The organism is Nocardia sp. bgisy134, assembly GCF_965341865.1.
Lineage (GTDB): Bacteria > Actinomycetota > Actinomycetes > Mycobacteriales > Mycobacteriaceae > Nocardia.
This window is the reverse complement of the sequence record NZ_CBDQZP010000014.1, coordinates 65558-81844: the sequence shown is the minus strand read 5'-3', so window position 1 is coordinate 81844 and position 16287 is coordinate 65558. Positions and strand designations below refer to the sequence as shown.

Here is a 16287-nt window from a genome sequence, read left to right as displayed (position 1 = left end):
AACTTCGGGTGGCAGACTTCAGGCATGACGACTTCCGACTGGGCCGACGTGGACGCCTACCTCGTGGACAATCTGGTGCGAGATCCCGATACCACCGCCGCGCTGGCGGCGAACGCGGCGGCGGGACTGCCCGCGATCGATGTGTCTGCGGCGCAAGGGAAATTCCTGTCGTTGCTGGCCCGGTCGACGGGAGCGCAGCGGGTGCTCGAGATCGGCACGCTCGGCGGGTTCAGCACGATCTGGCTGGCCAGGGCGGTGGGGAAGTCGGGCCGCGTGATCACCCTCGAATACGAGCCGCGGCATGCGGAGGTAGCGCGCGCGAACGTCGACGAGGCGGGCGTGGGCGACCGGGTGGACATCCGGGTGGGCGCGGCGCTGGACAGCCTGCCGGTGCTCGAGGCCGAGGAGTCCGAGCCGTTCGATCTGGTGTTCATCGACGCCGACAAGGTGAACAACTCGAACTATGTGCGCTGGGCGCTGCGGTTGACCCGGCCCGGATCGGTGATCATCGTCGACAACGTGGTGCGCGGGGGAGCGGTGGCGGACGACGCATCGGACGATCCTATGGTGCGGGCGAGCCGGGAGTTGGTCGAAATGCTCGCGGCCGAGCCGCGTGTGGACGCGACGGTGCTGCAGACCGTCGGCGCGAAGGGATGGGACGGCTTCGCCTACGCGGTCGTGAACGAGTAGCCGCTCAGTAGTTCGTCGAGGTGAGGCGCCATGCCTCGCGCCCGGCAATGTCGAGCACCAGCGCGGCGATGTTCCACGCGTCGTCCTCGCCGCGGTGGTGGCGACCTTCCAGCGGCAGTCCCGCGATCCGCAACGCCCCCGCCATGCCCTGCCGCCGCTGAAGCCCGTAGGCCTCCGAGAACACGAGCTTGGCGTTGGTGTGCCGTTGCCCGAAGGGATACGCGACGCCGGTCATGGCGCACTGGCTCGCGAACTGCTTGCGGTCGTAGTCGCCCCAACTGGCCCACGCTCGCTCCCCGGCATCGTGTTCCGCGGCGAGGGTTCGGCAGGCCTCGGCGAACGAGACGCCGGTATCGACCTCGGCCTGGGTGAGTCCGGTGAGTTCGGTGCAGAACTCGCTGACCGAGGAGCGCTCGGGCTGAACCAGAATGCGGTGCTTGCCGATTCGCTCCCCCGCCGCCAGATCGACCACGGTCAGGCCGATCTCGATGATCTCGCTCACCGCACCCGCCGGAGCGGGACCCGACCAGCACGTCGCCTCGATGTCGACGACGTTGAGCAGCCCCGCGTTTTCACCCATTCCGCGACAGTAGGCCGCCCGGCCGAACGGCTCCACCGAATTTCCGGGTGGCTCCGTAGTCGGTGCCTCATTGGGGTAGTGGTGTTGCCGGAGAATGGATTTCGAGGTCACCGGGTCTCGGCGGCGTCGACGAACCGCTCCAAACCGTCGAGCAGACGGTCCAGCCCGAATTCGAAGGCGCGGTCGGGATCGTAGGCGGCGCCGTACTCGGCGCCCGCCGCGCTGCCCACGCGGACGGCGGTGGGGAATCGGGCGGGATCGAGCACCTGGGCGAGCGCGGGCTCGTAGGCGTCCCACCACTGCCGGTCGGTGCGGCCTGTCTCGGATTCGGCCCGTGCGGCGTCGACGGCGGTGCGAGCCGCGCCGCGCACGTAGTCGTTGACGAGGGTGACGACGAGATCCATCTCGGTATCGGACAGGCCGAGGTCGTCGATGGAGCGGAGCTCGTAGTCGTATTTGGCGGTCAGCTGCGGCCCGGGGATGGGCCTGCTCGCCGCGATCTGCAGCAGCCAGGGGTGGGCCAGGTACATCGTCCGATTCGCGCGGGCGATGGTCTCGAGCCGCGCTCGCCAGCCGGAGGGCGAGCCGTCGGGCATCGGGTAGTCGCGGTAGACGCGGTCGGCGATGAGGTCGAGCAGTTCAGCCTTGCTCGGGACGTACCCGTACAGCGACATCGCGGTGACGCCGAGGTCGTCGGCGACGCGGCGCAGCGTGACCGCGGCCAGTCCCTCCAGATCGGCGATCCGGATCGCCGTCTTCGCGATGTCGTCGACGGTCAGCTTGGGTTTCGGGCCACGCTTCGAGCGCGGCGCGAGCCCCCACAGCAGCTCGATCGTGCGCTGGGGATCCCCGCTTCCGCTGTAGTCCATGCCGACATCATCTCCGATCGGGCCGGAGGCTCACGTCTCGACCCTTGCAAACTCTCTACAACGTATCCTATTCTTGAATAACTTACGTTGTATAGAGTTTGGAGCTGGGATGGGCGACGTGATCGTCTGCGACCAGGTGCTCAAACGTTATGGGGGCACCGCGGCGCTGGACGGATTCGATCTGGCGGTACCGGAAGGGATGGTGTACGGGCTGCTCGGGCCGAACGGAGCGGGCAAGACGACCGCGGTGCGGATTCTGACCACGCTCGCGCGGCCGGATTCGGGAAGGGTCGAGGTGGCGGGCCTCGACGTCGTGGGCAACGCGGCGCAAGTGCGGCACCGGATCGGGTTGATCGGTCAGCGGGCGGCGGTGGACGAGATGTTGTCGGGGCGGCAGAACCTCGAAATGTTCGGCCGTCTTTACCATCTCGGAGCCGCCGGCGCCCGGCGTCGCGCCGAGGAGTTGCTGGAGTGGTTCGGATTGGATAGAACCGGTGGCAAGCCGGTCGAACAGTATTCCGGCGGAATGCGGCGGCGGCTGGATCTGGCCGTCGGCTTCCTCGTTGCCCCCGCGGTGCTGTTTCTCGACGAGCCCACCACCGGACTCGACCCGCACAACCGCAACCTGGTGTGGGAAGCGGTTCGCGCTCTGGTCGCCGCCGGGACGACCGTTTTGCTGACCACGCAATATCTCGAGGAGGCCGACCAGCTCGCGGCCCGGATCTCGGTGATGAACCGGGGGCACGTGATCGCTTCCGGCAGCCCGCGAGAGCTGAAGTCCCTGATGGGCGGCGACCGGATCGACGTCGTCACCCGCGACCGCCGCGACCTCGACGCGGCGGCGGATCTGGTGCGCACGCGGTTGCGCACCGCACCGATCGTCGACCCCGATACCCGCCGGATCAGCGCCCCGGCCGTCGACGCGATCGCCGACCTCACCGATATCGCCCAGGCCTTGCGCGCGGCGGCTGTTCCGGTCGAGGACCTAGCCGTGCGCCGTCCCACTCTCGACGAAGTGTTCCTGCATCTGACCACCGAGGAGTCCCGAGCATGACGATCTCCACCGCGCAGTTCACCCGGTCGATCGCGCCGTCTCGACTGGGCACGCTGGGCCTGGTACTCACCGACGTGGGCACGATCACCCGCCGCGCGCTCGTGCGCTGGCGCCGCAAGCCCAGCGTGGTCGTCACCAACACGTTGCTCTTCCCGATCATGATCGTCCTCATGTTCGGGTACCTGCTGGGCGGCGCGATGACCGTGCCGGGCGGCGACTACCGCGAATTCCTGCTGCCGGGCATGTTCGCCATGACCATGGTGTTCGGCATCGGCGCCACCATGGTCGCGGTCAGCTCCGACACCGCGCGCGGCATCACCGACCGGTTCCTGTCCATGCCCGTGTCGTCGGCCGCCGTCGTACTCGGCCGCGCCTGCGCCGACATGCTCGAGTCGGCGGCGACGCTCGCCGTGCTCATCGGCTGCGGTCTTGCCGTCGGATGGCACCCGCACCGCGGACTCGCCGACGCCGCCGCGGCCGTCGGGCTGTTACTGCTGCTGCGGTTCGCGTTCCTATGGGTCGGCGTCTACCTCGGACTGCTGTGCTACGCCAATCCTGAAGCCGTCACCGCGGTCCGTACCCTCGAATTCCCTCTCGGTTTCCTCGCCAACCCGTTCGTCGCCATCGCCACGATGCCCGCCTGGCTCGGCCCCATCGCCGCGTGGAATCCGTTGTCGTCCACCACCACCGCCGCGCGTGAACTCTTCGGCAATCCCACCGGCGGCGACCACACCTGGATCGCGGAGCACGCGATTCTCATGGCCGTCGTCTGGCCGCTGGTGCTGATCGCGGTCTTTCTGCCATTGTCCATCCATCGTTACCGGCGCCTGAGCAGATGAGCGCGGCGGTCAGGGGATCAGCACGACTTTGCCCATGGTGGCGCGGGTTTCGATGGCGCGGTGGGCGCCTGCGGCGTCGGCCAGCTCGAAGCGGTGCACCGCGGGGTGTAGCCGTCCGGAGGCCGCCTCCGCCATGGCGCGGTCCTCCAGGACGCGGATGTCGCCGCCGACCGGCCGCAGCATCGGCGGCCCGAGCACGACCTGCGAGGTGATGCCCCGTTCGGCGAGCCCGTCGTCGGTGAAGGTCAGGGCCGCACCGTCGTTCGGTCCCGTCCCGGCGAAACCGTAGACCAGGTGGCTGCCGCCTTTGGCGAGGAGATCGACGGCGGCCCTTGCGGTTTCGCCGCCGACGGCGTCGAAGACCAGGGTCGCGCCGCGATCGCCGAGACGGGCGCGCACCCGGTCGGGCCAGTCGGGCAGCAGGTAGTCGACGGCGATGTCGGCGCCGTTGGCGGTCACCCTGGCGACCTTCTTCGGTCCGCCCGCGAGTCCGATCACCGTGGCGCCGTGGGTTTTCAGATACTGCACCAGCAGGGTTCCGATACCGCCCGCGGCGGCCGTCACCACCGCGACGGTCTCCGGCCCGACGTCGGCGAACTGCAGAATGCCCATCGTCGTGCGCCCCGTGCCGACCATCGCGACCGCCTCGGCCGGATCCAGATTCGCCGGGATCTCGTGCAGCCGAGCGACATCCGCGACCGCCAGTTCGGCGTAGCCGCCGGGCGCCGTGCCGAGATGGGCGACCACCCGCTTCCCGATCCAGCCCGGGTCGACGTCCGCGCCGACGAGATCCACCACGCCCGCGACCTCCCGGCCGGGCACGGTCGGCAACTCCGGCAGCGGATACGGTCCCGGCATGCCGCCGCGCAGCGCGGTGTCGACGACGTGCACCCCGGCCGCGGCGACCGCGATGCGGACCTGACCCTGCCCGGGCTCTGGATCGGAAACGGTGTCGTAGCAGAGGTTTTCGGCGGGCCCGAAGGCGTGCAGTCGGATCGCGTGCATGGTGATCACCCTGCAACCTCGAGTGGGGTTGGGGTCAAGTCGTGCGGTGGCGAACCCGGACGGCGAACCCGTCGCACAGGGCCTCGAGTCCGAGGAAGAGCAGGTCCTCGGACGTCAGATCGCTGACCCCGGCGCCCTGTAATTCGGCGAGTGCGGCGGGGACCGGCGTGCTCGGGGCGCCCTCCAGTAGCGCGCGCAGTCCGTTGTCGCCGTCGGTGTCGATGCCCTTGCGCGTCATCAGCGCCGAGCTGATCTGCGGCAGCGTAGCGCCCGAGATGTAGTTCCACACCGAGAACGCCATCTGCAACGCCTCGCGCGCGGAGACGTCCATTTCCCGGAAGCCCTCGACCAGCCAGGCCAGGCACGCCATGCTGTGCGGGCCGAAGCTGTAGCGGGGCATGGCGAAGGTGAGGATGACCCACGGGTGCCGCTGGTAGAGGTCCCAGTCGATCTCGGCGGCGATGCGGACCCGGTCGCGCCAGGTCCAGCCCTGCCCCTCCGCGGTCGGGTAGGGATGCCGGCGGGTCACCTCGTCGGTCATCGCCGCGAGGAGCTCGTCCTTGTTCGCGATGTGCCGGTACAGCGACATCGCGCCGACGCCCATCCGGTCGGCGATGCGGCGCATGGACAGCGCGTCGAGCCCCTCGTCGTCGGCGAGCGCGATCGCGGTGTCGACGATGGCGGCGCGGTGCAGCTTCGGCTCGGTCATCCCATGACTCACTTTCGGTTCCGGGCCCGGGTGCGTACACTGTACCCGGACTCATGCGTACGGCGTACGCGACACGGGAGAGGAAATCGGGATGACAGACGTGGAGACAGTGCGGCCTGCCGAAGGGCCGGGGTCCGTCGCTGTCGGCTCACGGCGCGCCTGGCTGGGGCTCGGGGTGCTGTTGTTGCCGGTGCTGCTGGTGTCGATGGACATCTCGGTGCTGTTCCTGGCCATGCCGACGCTCACCGTCGACCTCGACCCGTCGGCTGCCCAGCAGCTGTGGATTCTCGACATCTACGGCTTCCTCATCGCGGGCCTGCTGATCACCATGGGCAACCTCGGCGACCGGATCGGGCGGCGCAACATCCTGCTGGCAGGCGCCACCGTGTTCGGCATCGCCTCGGTGCTCGCCGCGTTCGCGCCCACCGCGGGCGTGCTGATCGCGGCCAGGGCGCTGATGGGCGTCGGCGGCGCGACGCTGCTGCCGTCCAGCCTCGCGCTGATCTCCAGTCTCTTCCCCGACGCGCGCGAGCGGGCTGCCGCGATCGGCGTGTGGACGGCGTTCTTCGCGGGCGGGTCCGCGGTCGGTCCGATCATCGGCGGGCTGCTGCTGCACCACTTCTGGTGGGGATCGGTCTTCCTGATCAACCTGCCGGTGCTGCTGATCCTGTTGGCGTTCGGGCCGTTCCTCCTGCCGGAGCATCGCGCGGGGGTGCTCGGCCCGCTGGATCTGCCGAGCGTGGCGCTGTCCATCGGCGGCATCCTTCCGGTGGTCTACGCGATCAAGCACGCCGCCGCGGAGGGGATCGACCCGGAGGCGATCGTCATCGGCCTGATCGGCGTCGCGGTGCTGTTCGTCTTCGTGCGCAGGCAGCGCACACTGGCCGAGCCGCTGCTCGACCTGCGGCTGTTCGGCTGCGCGCAGTTCTCCGTCGCCATCGGCTCCAGCCTGGTCGGCATGATGTCGCTGGCCGCGCTGAGCTATCTGACCAGCATCTACCTGCAATCGGTCACCGGTCGCGACCCGCTCGCCGCGGCGCTGCTCGGCATTCCGATGGCGGTCGCGGTGTTCATCTGCTCGATGAGCGGCGCGCGCGTCGGGCAGCGGATCGGCGTGCGCGCCACCTTCGTGCTAGCCCTGCTCGCTTCCGCGCTGGGCAACCTGATGCTGCTCGGGGTCGGCGTGGACGGCGGGATCGGCTGGTACCTGGCGGGTTCGACCATCGCGGGCATCGGGTACGGCATGGCGTTCACCCTGGTGTCGGATGTCGCGGTGTCGTCGGTGCCGCCGGAGCGCGCGGGCTCGGCGGTCGGGATCTCGGAGACCAGCTTCGAACTCGGCAACGCGCTCGGGCTGGCGCTGCTCGGGTCGCTCGCCGCGCTGGTCTTCCGTTCCGGCGGCGACTACGCCTCGACGCTGGGCGAGACGATCCAGGACGCCGACGACGCCGTGACGCACAGCGCGCAGGCGTCGTTCGTCGACGGCATGCACGTCGCGACCACCGTCGGCGCCGGTCTGCTCGTGCTGATGGCGATCGTCGCCTGGGTGGCGACCCGGCGCCCCGCCCGCGCCGGATAGGTCAGCGGCCGAACACGGTGGTCAGTATCTCTGCTGCCCATCGGTTGACGGGCGTGACGACGTTGTCGTGCACCCAGCGCAGCGGTCGCACGACCGTCGCCACCCACACGGCGACCGCCACGTGCAGAACAGGCCGCAACACGGTGCGGTAGACGTAACGGCACGGCGCCACGACCAGCACCCCGACGAGCACGGTGGCCACCATCCAGGCGTAGGTCAGCACCGCCCGCAGCAGCAGCCACAGGGGACGCAGCACCCAGCGCCACAGCTGCACCAGCGGCCAGACCACGAACCACTTGCCCAGCCAGTAGACCGCCGCGAGCAGCAGGGCGAGCAGCGGCTCCAGCACCGCGCGCCACAACCAGGCCAGCGTGGGTCGCAGCACGGTGCGCCAGAGCCAGCGCTCGACGGCCTGGCGCAGCGGTCGCAGGACGTAGTCGAGCAGCAGCGCGAGGACGGGCGTCAGCACCAAGCTCCACAGCACGTGCTGGAGCAGCCAGCCCCACAGAAAGTCCTTGACGAACAACCAGATCGGACGAATCACCCAATACCAGACGAACCGGGCGATGGGCGCGAGCAGCCGGGTGGCGAAGTACCAGAGTGCGGCCGCGAGCACGCGTCCGAGCAGACGCAGGCCCTCCCAGATCAGCCGAACGGGGACGAGCACCACGATGGCGATGATCCGGGCGATCCAGGCCCCGAGGCCGACCGGACGGGAAGGTTGCGACGACATCGTCGAATCCTCTCGTATCGGCCGCCCGCCGCGCCGCCGTGTTTCTACGCCAGGAACCGGGTAGAAACCCCCAGCGCGCCATACATTGGTGGGGTGTCCGAGACTCAGCCCACCGGAACCGGGCGTCCGCTCGCCGAGCGGGTGGCCGTCAAGCTCCTGTACCCGACCTCGCGACCCTCCGAAAAAGACCTGCGCGCCGCGGTGTCCGGACGGAACGTGCTGGTGACAGGCGCGTCGCACGGGATAGGCAAGGCCAGCGCGCGCAAACTCGCCGCGGCGGGCGCGACGGTGCTGCTGGTCGCCCGGTCCGCGGGCGAACTCGAGCGGCTGACCGCCGAGATCGCCGCCGCGGGCGGCGTCGCCCACGCCTATCCGACCGACATGACCGATATGGACGCGGTAGATCGTCTGGCGAGCGAGCTGCTCGCCGCGCACGGCCACATCGATGTTCTGATCAACAACGCGGGCAAGTCGATTCGCCGGCCGATCGCCGAATCCTACGACCGCTTCCACGATTTCACCCGGACCATCGACGTGAACTACCTCGGTCCGGTCCGCCTGCTGCTGACCCTGTTGCCCGCCATGCGATCGCGCGGCAGCGGGCACATCGTCAACATGTCCACCTGGGGCGTGCTCATGCCGCCCGCCCCGCGGTGGGCCGCCTACGGCGCGTCGAAGGCGGCCTTCGACGTGTGGCTGCGCAGTGTCGCCGCCGAGATCGCCGTCGACGGCCTGACCACCACGTCGATCTATATGCCGCTCGTGCACACCAGGATGAGCGCGCCCACCGACTTCAGCCGGGTGCCCGGCCTCACCGTCGACGAGGCCTCCGATCTCGTCTGTCACGCCGTCACCGCCAAACCGGCCGATATCGCCCCCTGGTGGTCGGCGCCCATCCAGGCCTGGACCGACCTCACCCGACGGCAGGCCCGGCGTTTCTGGGCCCGTGCCTACCGCCGCGGCGAGGCCTGAAATGCTCGGCCGGACGTAGCCGGAATCCCGCGCACGGCGGGAACGAAGGCGAAGGTACGCCTAGGATCGAGCGATGGTGGAAGCGGGTGCGACGAGTCCGGCGACACTGTTCGCGCTGGCGGACTCGCGCCTGCCGATCGGTGGGCACGTGCACTCCGGCGGTGTGGAGGAGGCCGTCGCCTCGGGATTGGTGCGCGATGTCGCGTCCGTCGAGGCGTACCTGCGACGTCGTGTGCGTACCTCGGGTCTGGTCGCGGCCTCGCTGGCCGCGGCCGTGTGCGCGGGGGATCTCGACCCGCACCGCGCGGACGCCGAGGCCGACGCGCGAACGCCCGCACCGGCGGCACGGGCGGCCTCGCGCGCACAGGGCCGCGGACTGCTGCGCTTGGCAAAAAATGTTTGGCCACACCATGATTGGGCAGAGCTAGCGGCTCGCCCGCACTTGTCGACGGTGTTCGGTGCGGTGGGACGCGCCTGCGCGATCACCCCGCGCGAGACGGCCGACGTCGTCGTGTACACCACCCTCACCGGCGCCGCCACCGCCGCCCAGCGGTTGCTGGCGCTGGATCCCGCCGCCGTCGCCGCGTGCACCGTCCGGCTGGCCGAGCTCTGCGACCGCACCGCGGCCGAAGCCGCAGGCGGTCTCGCCGCGCTGTCGGATCCGCTGCAAGACGTGCTTGCCGAGCGGCACCGGCGCCGCGACATGCCGCTGTTCGCCAGCTGACACGTTTTCGAGAGAGGAGAGGCCGCATGCCACCGCACCTGATCGATGGTGAACCGCACGATCATTCGCACGATCGGCCGAAACGGGAGCGCACACCGGGGGAGCCGCTGCGCATCGGCATCGGCGGTCCGGTGGGCTCGGGCAAGACCGCGCTGGTCGCGGCGCTGTGCAGGCAACTGCGCGAGGAACTGTCGCTGGCCGTGCTGACCAACGACATCTACACCACCGAGGACGCGGACTTCCTGCGCCGCCACGCGGTGCTGCCGGACGAGCGGATCAGCGCCGTGCAGACCGGCGGCTGCCCGCACACCGCGATCCGCGACGACATCACCGCCAACCTGGACGCGATCGACGACCTGATCGCGGCCAACCCGCCGCTGGATCTGATCCTGGTGGAATCCGGCGGTGACAACCTCACCGCGACGTTCTCCTCCGGCCTGATCGACGTGCAGATCTTCGTCGTCGACGTGGCGGGCGGCGACAAGGTGCCGCGTAAGGGCGGCCCCGGCGTCACCTTCTCGGATCTGCTGGTGGTCAACAAGACCGACCTGGCCCCGCTGGTCGGCGCCGATCTCGGGGTGATGGAGCGTGACGCGGCCAAGGTGCGCGAGGGCAGGCCGACGGCGATGCTCTCGCTGATGGAAGACCCCGCGGCCGCTCCGGTGCTGGCGTGGGTGCGCGAACAGCTCGCCGCGGCCGCCGTAGTCCACTGAACCGTTGCGCACCGAACTGAGCATCGTCGCCAGGGCGGGCACGCTCCCGGAGATCCACGCGTCGGGCGGCTTGGCCGCCCGCCGGACCGGTCCGCACACCGTGCACCTGATCGGAACAGCCGCCACCCCCCTCGGCGGCGACGAAATCGACATCTCGGTCGCGGTCGGTCCTGGCGCCCGGCTCGCGCTGCGGTCGGTGGCGGCGACCATCGCGCTCCCCGGCGCCGCCACGCGAGTGTCGGTCGCGCGCTGGCGTTTCGAGATCGCGGACGGCGGTGAACTGGACGCGGAGACCGAGCCGACGATCGTGGCGGGCGGCGCCGACCACCGCGCGGTCACCACCGTGCTGCTCGCGGCGGGCGCCCGCCTGCGGCTGCGCGAACGCGTGCAGATCGGGCGTGCGGACGAGGATCGAGGCGCGTGGCGCGGTGATCTGATCGCCGATCTCGCGGATCTGCCGCTGCTGCGCCATCGTCTGGAACTCGGGGCGCACACCGCCGGCGACGACGCGCTCGCGGCACCGCGTGCACTCGACAGCGAGCTCGTCTACCCCGACGATCGGCCCGTCGAAACCTTCGGGCTGACCGCGGCGCGACTGCCGCTCGCCGCGGGCGGAAGTCTGTTCACCGCCGTGGGGCCGCGGCTGAGCGCGAGCCCGCGAACACCCGGCGGCACAGCGGTTTCGGTGCCGGCCGGTGGTCAGCCGCCCGGCTGAGGTGCGGCAGCCGCGACTTCCCGTCGACGTCGAAAGGGCGGGGCCTCGACACAAGTGTCGAAACCCCGCCCTGCGCTCTGCCTTCCGGCACAACCTTTCCCGCCGGAAGCGCGTACCGCGCGTTCAGTCGCCCAGAACCCGTGCGGGGGCGATGAAGCCGCTGGCCGCGCCGACCGCCGCACCGGCGGCCGCACCCACGATGGCCGCGGGGACGGTGACCGCAGCGGCCCCTGCCGCGGCGCCCAGCATCGGTCCCGCGACGAGGCCGATCGGCAGGAAGATCAGACCGGCTACCAGACCCACCGTCGCGCCCATCATCCCCGAACTGATCGCGATCGGCACCGCCGAGGCGGCGCCCGACACGGCGCCCATGGCCGCGGTGCCGAGGGTCTGCGCGGCGATGCGGTCGGACCGGCTGCGCTCCATGCCGACCGAGTCGAGGAACGTCGCGATATTCGCCTCGGCCACGGCGGCATTGTCGTTGATCTGGATCGCCTGGTCGTGGGTGATCCAGTCGGGGGTAGGCACCGTGACGTCACCGAAGCGGAACTGCCCCGGCGGCGGCGCGATCGGCGGTACCGGGTCCACCGCGACCGGCGGGTGCAGGACACCGACCGGTGCGAGGTAGCTCTGGTCCGGCGCGGGCCGCGCCCACTGCAGCGAACTGTGGACATCGTCCGGAATGTCGAGGCCCTCGTACGGAACGATGTTGGGCGCGTCGGCCGCGGGCCACTGCTTCGCCTGCTCGGGGTGGGAGACCGTATTCGACTGTGCGGGCTCGGCATTGGCGACCCCGGTGCCGACGAGCGCCAGCACCAGCGGAACCGCGCCCGCCGCGACCATCGAGCCCACCTTCTGCCGCTGCGGGTTGAGAGCTCTGTGCTTGCCTGTGCCCATACTCACCTTTCGTCGTGGATGAGATTGCTCGACGTCCCACATTCGGACCCGAGCGCCACACGGATTGGTGGAAATCCGCAGCACGACAAGTGAGTCGCGGCCGGTTGACTTCGCCGACGCGCGAAAGCTCGCCACCCGATCGAGCGGGTGGCGAGGAGAGGAGTTGCGGAAAGTCAGGAGACCGCTCGGTCGGTCACCGTTTTCCCCGGCGCGCGGCCGTCGCTCGCGGGCGGCGCGCCGAGGGCGGCCGCGAGCTCGTCGGCCTCCTCCTGATCCTCGTTGACCTGTTCCAAGGCGAGCCGCGCGAACACCCACTGCTCGGTGGCGGCCATCTGTCCGCGGGTGCGCCCGAGGAAGGTGACGAACCACTGGATCACCGTGATGATCCGGCTGCGGTAGCCGACCAGGTAGTACAGGTGCAGCGCCAGCCAGGCCAGCCAGGCGATGAACCCGCCGAACTCCAGCTTGCCGACCTGGCAGACGGCACTGAACCGCGACACGGTGGCCATGCTGCCCTTGTTGAAGTACTTGAACGGCTTACGTTCCTCGGGCGACTCGCCCTCGAGTCCGGCCTTGATCTGCTTGGCGGCGTAGGTCGCGCCCTGGATCGCGCCCTGCGCCTGGCCGGGCACGCCGGGCACGGACATCAGGTCGCCGACGACGAAGACGTTGGGGTGGCCCTTGATGGTGAGGTCGGGCTCCACGATGACGCGCCCGGCCCGGTCCACCTCGGTGCCCTCGGAGCGCTCGGCGAGCATCTTGCCCAGCGGGCTCGCCTGCACGCCCGCCGACCAGACCTTGCACGAGGATTCGATCCTGCGGATCGTGCCGTCGGAGTCCTTGACCGTGACGCCGTGCGCGTCGATGTCGGTGACCATGGCGTTGAGCTGGATCTCCACGCCCATCTTCTCGAGTCTGCGCTGGGCCTTGCCGCCCAGCTTGGGACCCATCGGGCCGAGCACCGAGCCCGCGCCCTCGATCAGGATGACTCTGGCGTCGCGCGGATCGATGTTGTGGAAGGTGCCCTCGAGCGTGCGATCGGCGAGTTCGGCGATCTGCCCGGCCAATTCGACGCCCGTCGGTCCCGCGCCGATCACGACGAAGGTGAGCAGCCGGTCGCGCAGTTCCTGGGTGGTCGCCAGCTCCGCGCCCTCGAACGCGCCGAGGATGCGGCCGCGCAGCTCCAGCGCGTCGTCGATGGTCTTCATGCCGGGGGCGTAGGTGGCGAACCGGTCGTTGCCGAAGTACGACTGCTGCGCGCCGGTGGCGACGATCAGGCTGTCGAAGGGGGTGACCGTGTCCTGGTTCAGCAGCCGCGAGGTGACGGTCTTCTCGGCTAGGTCGATGTCGGTCACATCGCCGAGTAGCACCTGGGCGTTGCGCTGCTTGCGCAGCACCAGCCGGGTGGCGGGCGCGATCTCGCCGACCGAGAGGATGCCGGTGGCGACCTGGTAGAGCAGGGGCTGGAACAGATGGGTCGAGGTCTTGGAGATCAGGGTGATGTCCACGTCGGCGCGCTTGAGGTGCTTGGTGCCGAACAGGCCGCCGAAGCCCGAGCCGATCACCACCACCCTGTGGCGACGGTTCTCCACAGACTGAGTGCTCATCGTCCTGCTCCTCGACAATCGGGGGGCTGATTCCCCCGCGAACGGTTATCGACAAGCTCCAACCGTAGTCGGCCCGTCCTGGACCGTCACGACGAGATCCCCGTTCCGGGCGTGTTGAAGTGCGGAACCTCACGGTCGGCGGGGTGGAGTAGTGAAAACCACCGCCGCGGATCCACCTGAACGATTGTGAAGAAGAGAATACGATAGATGCTGTCGTTCAGGGAGGTGTGCGATGGTCGCCGAAGACCGGGTCGCAGTCCGAAAGCGCAGCGTGCACGCCGTATCGGAGAACGCCTATCTCATCGATGTCCCGCAGACGAGCGTCATCGATCGAATGCTGCGCAGGCTGCCCGAACGTCACCGCGTGCTGGCCGCTCCGCCGCGCGGCCGCGCGACCGTCCCGGTGCGCGGCGATATCGGGCTGCCCTATCTCGGTCGCGCCCTGCACTACATGCGCTGGGGTCCGGCCGAGATGATGGAGCGGCACCGCCGCTACGGACCGGTTGCGCTGAACACCTCGCTCGGCATCGACCGCGTGCTGGTGTCCGGACCGGAGGCGCTCGACGAGGTGCTCGGCAAGCGACGCCGGGACTTCGGGCAGGGCTGGGACTATTTCATCGGTCCGTTCTTCCGGCGCGGGCTGCTGCTGCTCGAATTCGACGAGCACATGTTCCACCGCCGGATCATGCAGCAGGCTTTCACCAGGGACCGCCTCGCGGCGCACCTGGCCACGCTGACACCGATCGCGCGAGCCGCCGTCGCGCGCTGGGTGCCGCAGGGACGGAACGGCGCGACGGTACGGCTGTACCCGACGATCAAGGAGCTGACCCTCGAGATCGCGGGGGAGACCTTCATGGCGGTCGACGTCGGGCCGCGGCGGCGCGAACTCGTCGACGCCTTCGTCGACTGCACACACGCCGGCCTGTCGATCGTGCGCCATCCGATCCCGGGCGGGCACTGGCGCGCGGGTCTGCGCGGCAGGCAGGTGCTGGAGCGGTACTTCACCGAGATGCTGCCCGCCAAACGCCGCTCACAGGACCCCGACTTCTTCTCCGGTCTGTGCCACGCGCGCAGCGAGGACGGCGAGGTGTTCACCGACGCCGACGTGGTGAACCACATGATCTTCCTGATCATGGCCGCCCACGACACCACGACGACCACCGCCACCGCGGTCGCCTACTACCTGGGCAAACATCCGGAATGGCAGCGCAGGGTGCGCGACGAGGTGCTCGCGGCCGACGCCGAAACCGGCGACGCCGCAACGACCATCGCGGATCTGGACCGCCTTGCCGAGCTCGACCTCGTGGTCAGGGAGTCGCTGCGGCTGATGCCGCCGGTGCCCGGCCTGGTGCGCCGTGCCGTGCGCGACACGGAGATCCTCGGTCACTACATTCCCGCGGGCACCGCCGTCGACCTGGCCTACCAGGTCAACCACCTGCTGCCCGAGCTGTGGACGCGGCCGGAGGTGTTCGATCCGCTGCGATTCGCCGAACCGCGCCGCGAGGACCACTCGCACCGGCTGGCCTGGCTGCCCTTCGGCGCGGGCGCGCACAAGTGCATCGGCATGCACTTCGGCACCTTCGAGGTGAAGACCCTGATCGCGGCCATGGTGCGCGAATACGAGTGGGAGATCCCCGGCGACTATCGAATGCCGTGGGGATTCACCACGATTCCGTTCCCGCGCGACGGCGCCCCCATGCTGCTGCGCCGTCGGCGGTAGGACCGGTCAGCGACCGGCGAGCAGCATCTCCGCGACCTTGGTGTCGGTCTCGGCGCCCTCGGTGTACCCGCCCGCGTCGCCCAGCGAGCTCATGATCGCCAGGGTGTACCGCTCGTTGGGGCCCGCGAAGCCGACCGAGTTGACCACCCAGCCGCCCTGCTCGGCCGACCAGCCGTTCTTGAGTCCGGGCCGCATGCGGGCGCCCGCTCCCCAGACGCCCCAGTGCTGGTTGTAGTCGACCGAGCGCATCCGGTCGAGCAGGTAGTTGCGGTCGTCGGGGTGCATCGCGGTGAGCACGTTGTCCATCAGCCGGTCGAGGTCGGCGGCGGTGCACTTCTGGAACGACCAGTCGGGGAAGAGCGCGGTGTTGGTGGGCTGGGGGACGAGCGAGACCATGCCGTTGGCGCGGAATGCGTTGTTGTAGGCCATCCGGTCGACGCCCGCGTACTTGTTCCAGAGCAGGTCGGCGGCGGCGTCGTTGGAGGTGGCGAGCATCGCCTCGAGCAGGCCGCGGTCTTCCGGCGGGAGCGCGATGGCGCCGACGCGGGCCCGGTTCAGCAGGTCGGCGGCGATCGCGAGCTTGATGGTGGAGGCGGTCCACACGGAGTTCTCCGCGTGCTCGTTGGCGTACACCCCGCCGGTCACCCGGTCGCGGACGACATAACCCGTGACGCCGGGCCGCGTCTTCAGGTAGGCGTCGACCGCGGCGATCCGGCTGCTCATATCGCAGTCGAAGCCGGCGAGGCAACCGGGCGCGGCGTAGGCGCTCGGCGCCGCGGCGCCAGGGAGGAAAGTGGGCGCGGTCGGGATCAGGATCGCCGCTGCGGCCAGGACACAGGCGGATGCGGCCACGCGGGGAACTGTCCGGGTGGGGGCCATGG

Annotated in this window: 17 protein-coding genes; 9 read left to right on the top strand and 8 right to left on the bottom strand. The window is 69.9% G+C overall.

Going from position 1 to position 16287, the window contains the following annotated elements; genetic code table 11:
- The first annotated feature begins 24 nt into the window (after nt 1-24).
- Nucleotides 25-690: an O-methyltransferase gene (locus ACRWNM_RS23875; protein ID WP_431970304.1), complete on the top strand. Its 666-nt coding sequence runs from the start codon at nt 25-27 to the stop codon at nt 688-690.
- Nucleotides 691-694: 4 nt separating this feature from the next.
- Here ACRWNM_RS23875 and ACRWNM_RS23870 read toward each other — a convergent pair whose 3' ends face one another.
- A complete protein-coding gene (locus ACRWNM_RS23870) occupies nt 695-1270 on the bottom strand; it encodes an exonuclease domain-containing protein (RefSeq protein ID WP_431970303.1) in 576 nt (191 codons plus the stop codon).
- Between the two features lie 107 nt (nt 1271-1377).
- Complete coding sequence (locus ACRWNM_RS23865; protein WP_431970302.1) at nt 1378-2139, bottom strand: TetR/AcrR family transcriptional regulator; 762 nt, start codon at nt 2137-2139, stop codon at nt 1378-1380.
- Between the two features lie 109 nt (nt 2140-2248).
- On the opposite strand from ACRWNM_RS23865, the gene ACRWNM_RS23860 reads away from it, so the two are divergent.
- Together ACRWNM_RS23860 and ACRWNM_RS23855 are read left to right on the top strand one after the other, a co-directional pair.
- Nucleotides 2249-3193, top strand: a complete 945-nt coding sequence (locus ACRWNM_RS23860) for an ATP-binding cassette domain-containing protein (protein ID WP_431970427.1) — start codon at nt 2249-2251, stop codon at nt 3191-3193.
- Nucleotides 3190-4032: an ABC transporter permease gene (locus ACRWNM_RS23855; RefSeq protein ID WP_431970301.1), complete on the top strand. Its 843-nt coding sequence runs from the start codon at nt 3190-3192 to the stop codon at nt 4030-4032. Before ACRWNM_RS23860 ends, ACRWNM_RS23855 begins: the two co-directional genes overlap by 4 nt.
- A gap of 9 nt (nt 4033-4041) precedes the next feature.
- On the opposite strand, the gene ACRWNM_RS23850 is transcribed toward ACRWNM_RS23855, so the two are convergent.
- Both ACRWNM_RS23850 and ACRWNM_RS23845 read right to left on the bottom strand, forming a co-directional pair.
- Nucleotides 4042-5037: a zinc-binding dehydrogenase gene (locus tag ACRWNM_RS23850; RefSeq protein WP_431970300.1), complete on the bottom strand. Its 996-nt coding sequence runs from the start codon at nt 5035-5037 to the stop codon at nt 4042-4044.
- Between the two features lie 34 nt (nt 5038-5071).
- A complete protein-coding gene (locus ACRWNM_RS23845; RefSeq protein ID WP_431970299.1) occupies nt 5072-5746 on the bottom strand; it encodes a TetR/AcrR family transcriptional regulator in 675 nt (224 codons plus the stop codon).
- Nucleotides 5747-5837: 91 nt separating this feature from the next.
- Between ACRWNM_RS23845 and ACRWNM_RS23840 the strand changes: the two genes are divergently transcribed.
- Nucleotides 5838-7325, top strand: a complete 1488-nt coding sequence (locus ACRWNM_RS23840; RefSeq protein ID WP_431970298.1) for an MFS transporter — start codon at nt 5838-5840, stop codon at nt 7323-7325.
- Between the two features lies 1 nt (nt 7326).
- Here ACRWNM_RS23840 and ACRWNM_RS23835 read toward each other — a convergent pair whose 3' ends face one another.
- Nucleotides 7327-8058 carry a hypothetical protein gene (locus tag ACRWNM_RS23835; RefSeq protein ID WP_431970297.1) on the bottom strand — a complete coding sequence of 244 codons (732 nt, stop codon included), beginning with the start codon at nt 8056-8058 and terminating at the stop codon, nt 7327-7329.
- Between the two features lie 93 nt (nt 8059-8151).
- Here ACRWNM_RS23835 and ACRWNM_RS23830 point away from each other — a divergent pair, with 93 nt between their 5' ends.
- From ACRWNM_RS23830 to ACRWNM_RS23815, 4 genes are all read left to right on the top strand, one after another.
- The gene (locus ACRWNM_RS23830; RefSeq protein ID WP_431970296.1) at nt 8152-9030 is read left to right on the top strand and encodes an SDR family NAD(P)-dependent oxidoreductase; all 879 of its coding nucleotides are present in this window, start codon (nt 8152-8154) and stop codon (nt 9028-9030) included.
- Between the two features lie 73 nt (nt 9031-9103).
- Entirely contained in the window at nt 9104-9754 is a 651-nt protein-coding gene (locus ACRWNM_RS23825) for an urease accessory protein UreF (protein ID WP_431970295.1), read from the top strand.
- A 26-nt stretch (nt 9755-9780) separates the two neighbouring features.
- Entirely contained in the window at nt 9781-10467 is a 687-nt protein-coding gene (gene ureG / locus ACRWNM_RS23820) for an urease accessory protein UreG (RefSeq protein ID WP_431970294.1), read from the top strand.
- 4 nt (nt 10468-10471) lie between these two features.
- Complete coding sequence (locus ACRWNM_RS23815; protein WP_431970293.1) at nt 10472-11182, top strand: urease accessory protein UreD; 711 nt, start codon at nt 10472-10474, stop codon at nt 11180-11182.
- Between the two features lie 123 nt (nt 11183-11305).
- Here the strand turns inward: ACRWNM_RS23815 and ACRWNM_RS23810 are convergent, their stop codons facing one another.
- Both ACRWNM_RS23810 and ACRWNM_RS23805 read right to left on the bottom strand, forming a co-directional pair.
- Nucleotides 11306-12079, bottom strand: coding sequence for a hypothetical protein (locus ACRWNM_RS23810; RefSeq protein WP_431970292.1), 774 nt, complete (start codon nt 12077-12079; stop codon nt 11306-11308).
- Nucleotides 12080-12252: 173 nt separating this feature from the next.
- The gene (locus tag ACRWNM_RS23805; RefSeq protein ID WP_431970291.1) at nt 12253-13686 is read right to left on the bottom strand and encodes an NAD(P)/FAD-dependent oxidoreductase; all 1434 of its coding nucleotides are present in this window, start codon (nt 13684-13686) and stop codon (nt 12253-12255) included.
- 232 nt (nt 13687-13918) lie between these two features.
- Here ACRWNM_RS23805 and ACRWNM_RS23800 point away from each other — a divergent pair, with 232 nt between their 5' ends.
- Nucleotides 13919-15406 carry a cytochrome P450 gene (locus ACRWNM_RS23800; RefSeq protein WP_431970290.1) on the top strand — a complete coding sequence of 496 codons (1488 nt, stop codon included), beginning with the start codon at nt 13919-13921 and terminating at the stop codon, nt 15404-15406.
- Between the two features lie 6 nt (nt 15407-15412).
- On the opposite strand, the gene ACRWNM_RS23795 is transcribed toward ACRWNM_RS23800, so the two are convergent.
- Nucleotides 15413-16258 (bottom strand): tat pathway signal sequence, encoded by an 846-nt coding sequence (locus tag ACRWNM_RS23795; RefSeq protein ID WP_431970289.1) that lies wholly within the window; start codon nt 16256-16258, stop codon nt 15413-15415.
- Between the last annotated feature and the right edge of the window lie 29 nt (nt 16259-16287).

What these genes read in the sequence shown, in the direction of transcription:
- ACRWNM_RS23875 (WP_431970304.1), top strand. Translation starts at nt 25, where the DNA reads ATGACGACTTCCGACTGGGCCGACGTGGACGCCTACCTCGTGGACAAT.
- ACRWNM_RS23870 (WP_431970303.1), bottom strand. Translation starts at nt 1,270, where the DNA reads ATGGGTGAAAACGCGGGGCTGCTCAACGTCGTCGACATCGAGGCGACG.
- ACRWNM_RS23865 (WP_431970302.1), bottom strand. Translation starts at nt 2,139, where the DNA reads ATGGACTACAGCGGAAGCGGGGATCCCCAGCGCACGATCGAGCTGCTG.
- ACRWNM_RS23860 (WP_431970427.1), top strand. Translation starts at nt 2,249, where the DNA reads ATGGGCGACGTGATCGTCTGCGACCAGGTGCTCAAACGTTATGGGGGC.
- ACRWNM_RS23855 (WP_431970301.1), top strand. Translation starts at nt 3,190, where the DNA reads ATGACGATCTCCACCGCGCAGTTCACCCGGTCGATCGCGCCGTCTCGA.
- ACRWNM_RS23850 (WP_431970300.1), bottom strand. Translation starts at nt 5,037, where the DNA reads ATGCACGCGATCCGACTGCACGCCTTCGGGCCCGCCGAAAACCTCTGC.
- ACRWNM_RS23845 (WP_431970299.1), bottom strand. Translation starts at nt 5,746, where the DNA reads ATGACCGAGCCGAAGCTGCACCGCGCCGCCATCGTCGACACCGCGATC.
- ACRWNM_RS23840 (WP_431970298.1), top strand. Translation starts at nt 5,838, where the DNA reads ATGACAGACGTGGAGACAGTGCGGCCTGCCGAAGGGCCGGGGTCCGTC.
- ACRWNM_RS23835 (WP_431970297.1), bottom strand. Translation starts at nt 8,058, where the DNA reads ATGTCGTCGCAACCTTCCCGTCCGGTCGGCCTCGGGGCCTGGATCGCC.
- ACRWNM_RS23825 (WP_431970295.1), top strand. Translation starts at nt 9,104, where the DNA reads ATGGTGGAAGCGGGTGCGACGAGTCCGGCGACACTGTTCGCGCTGGCG.
- ureG (WP_431970294.1), top strand. Translation starts at nt 9,781, where the DNA reads ATGCCACCGCACCTGATCGATGGTGAACCGCACGATCATTCGCACGAT.
- ACRWNM_RS23810 (WP_431970292.1), bottom strand. Translation starts at nt 12,079, where the DNA reads ATGGGCACAGGCAAGCACAGAGCTCTCAACCCGCAGCGGCAGAAGGTG.
- ACRWNM_RS23805 (WP_431970291.1), bottom strand. Translation starts at nt 13,686, where the DNA reads ATGAGCACTCAGTCTGTGGAGAACCGTCGCCACAGGGTGGTGGTGATC.
- ACRWNM_RS23800 (WP_431970290.1), top strand. Translation starts at nt 13,919, where the DNA reads ATGGTCGCCGAAGACCGGGTCGCAGTCCGAAAGCGCAGCGTGCACGCC.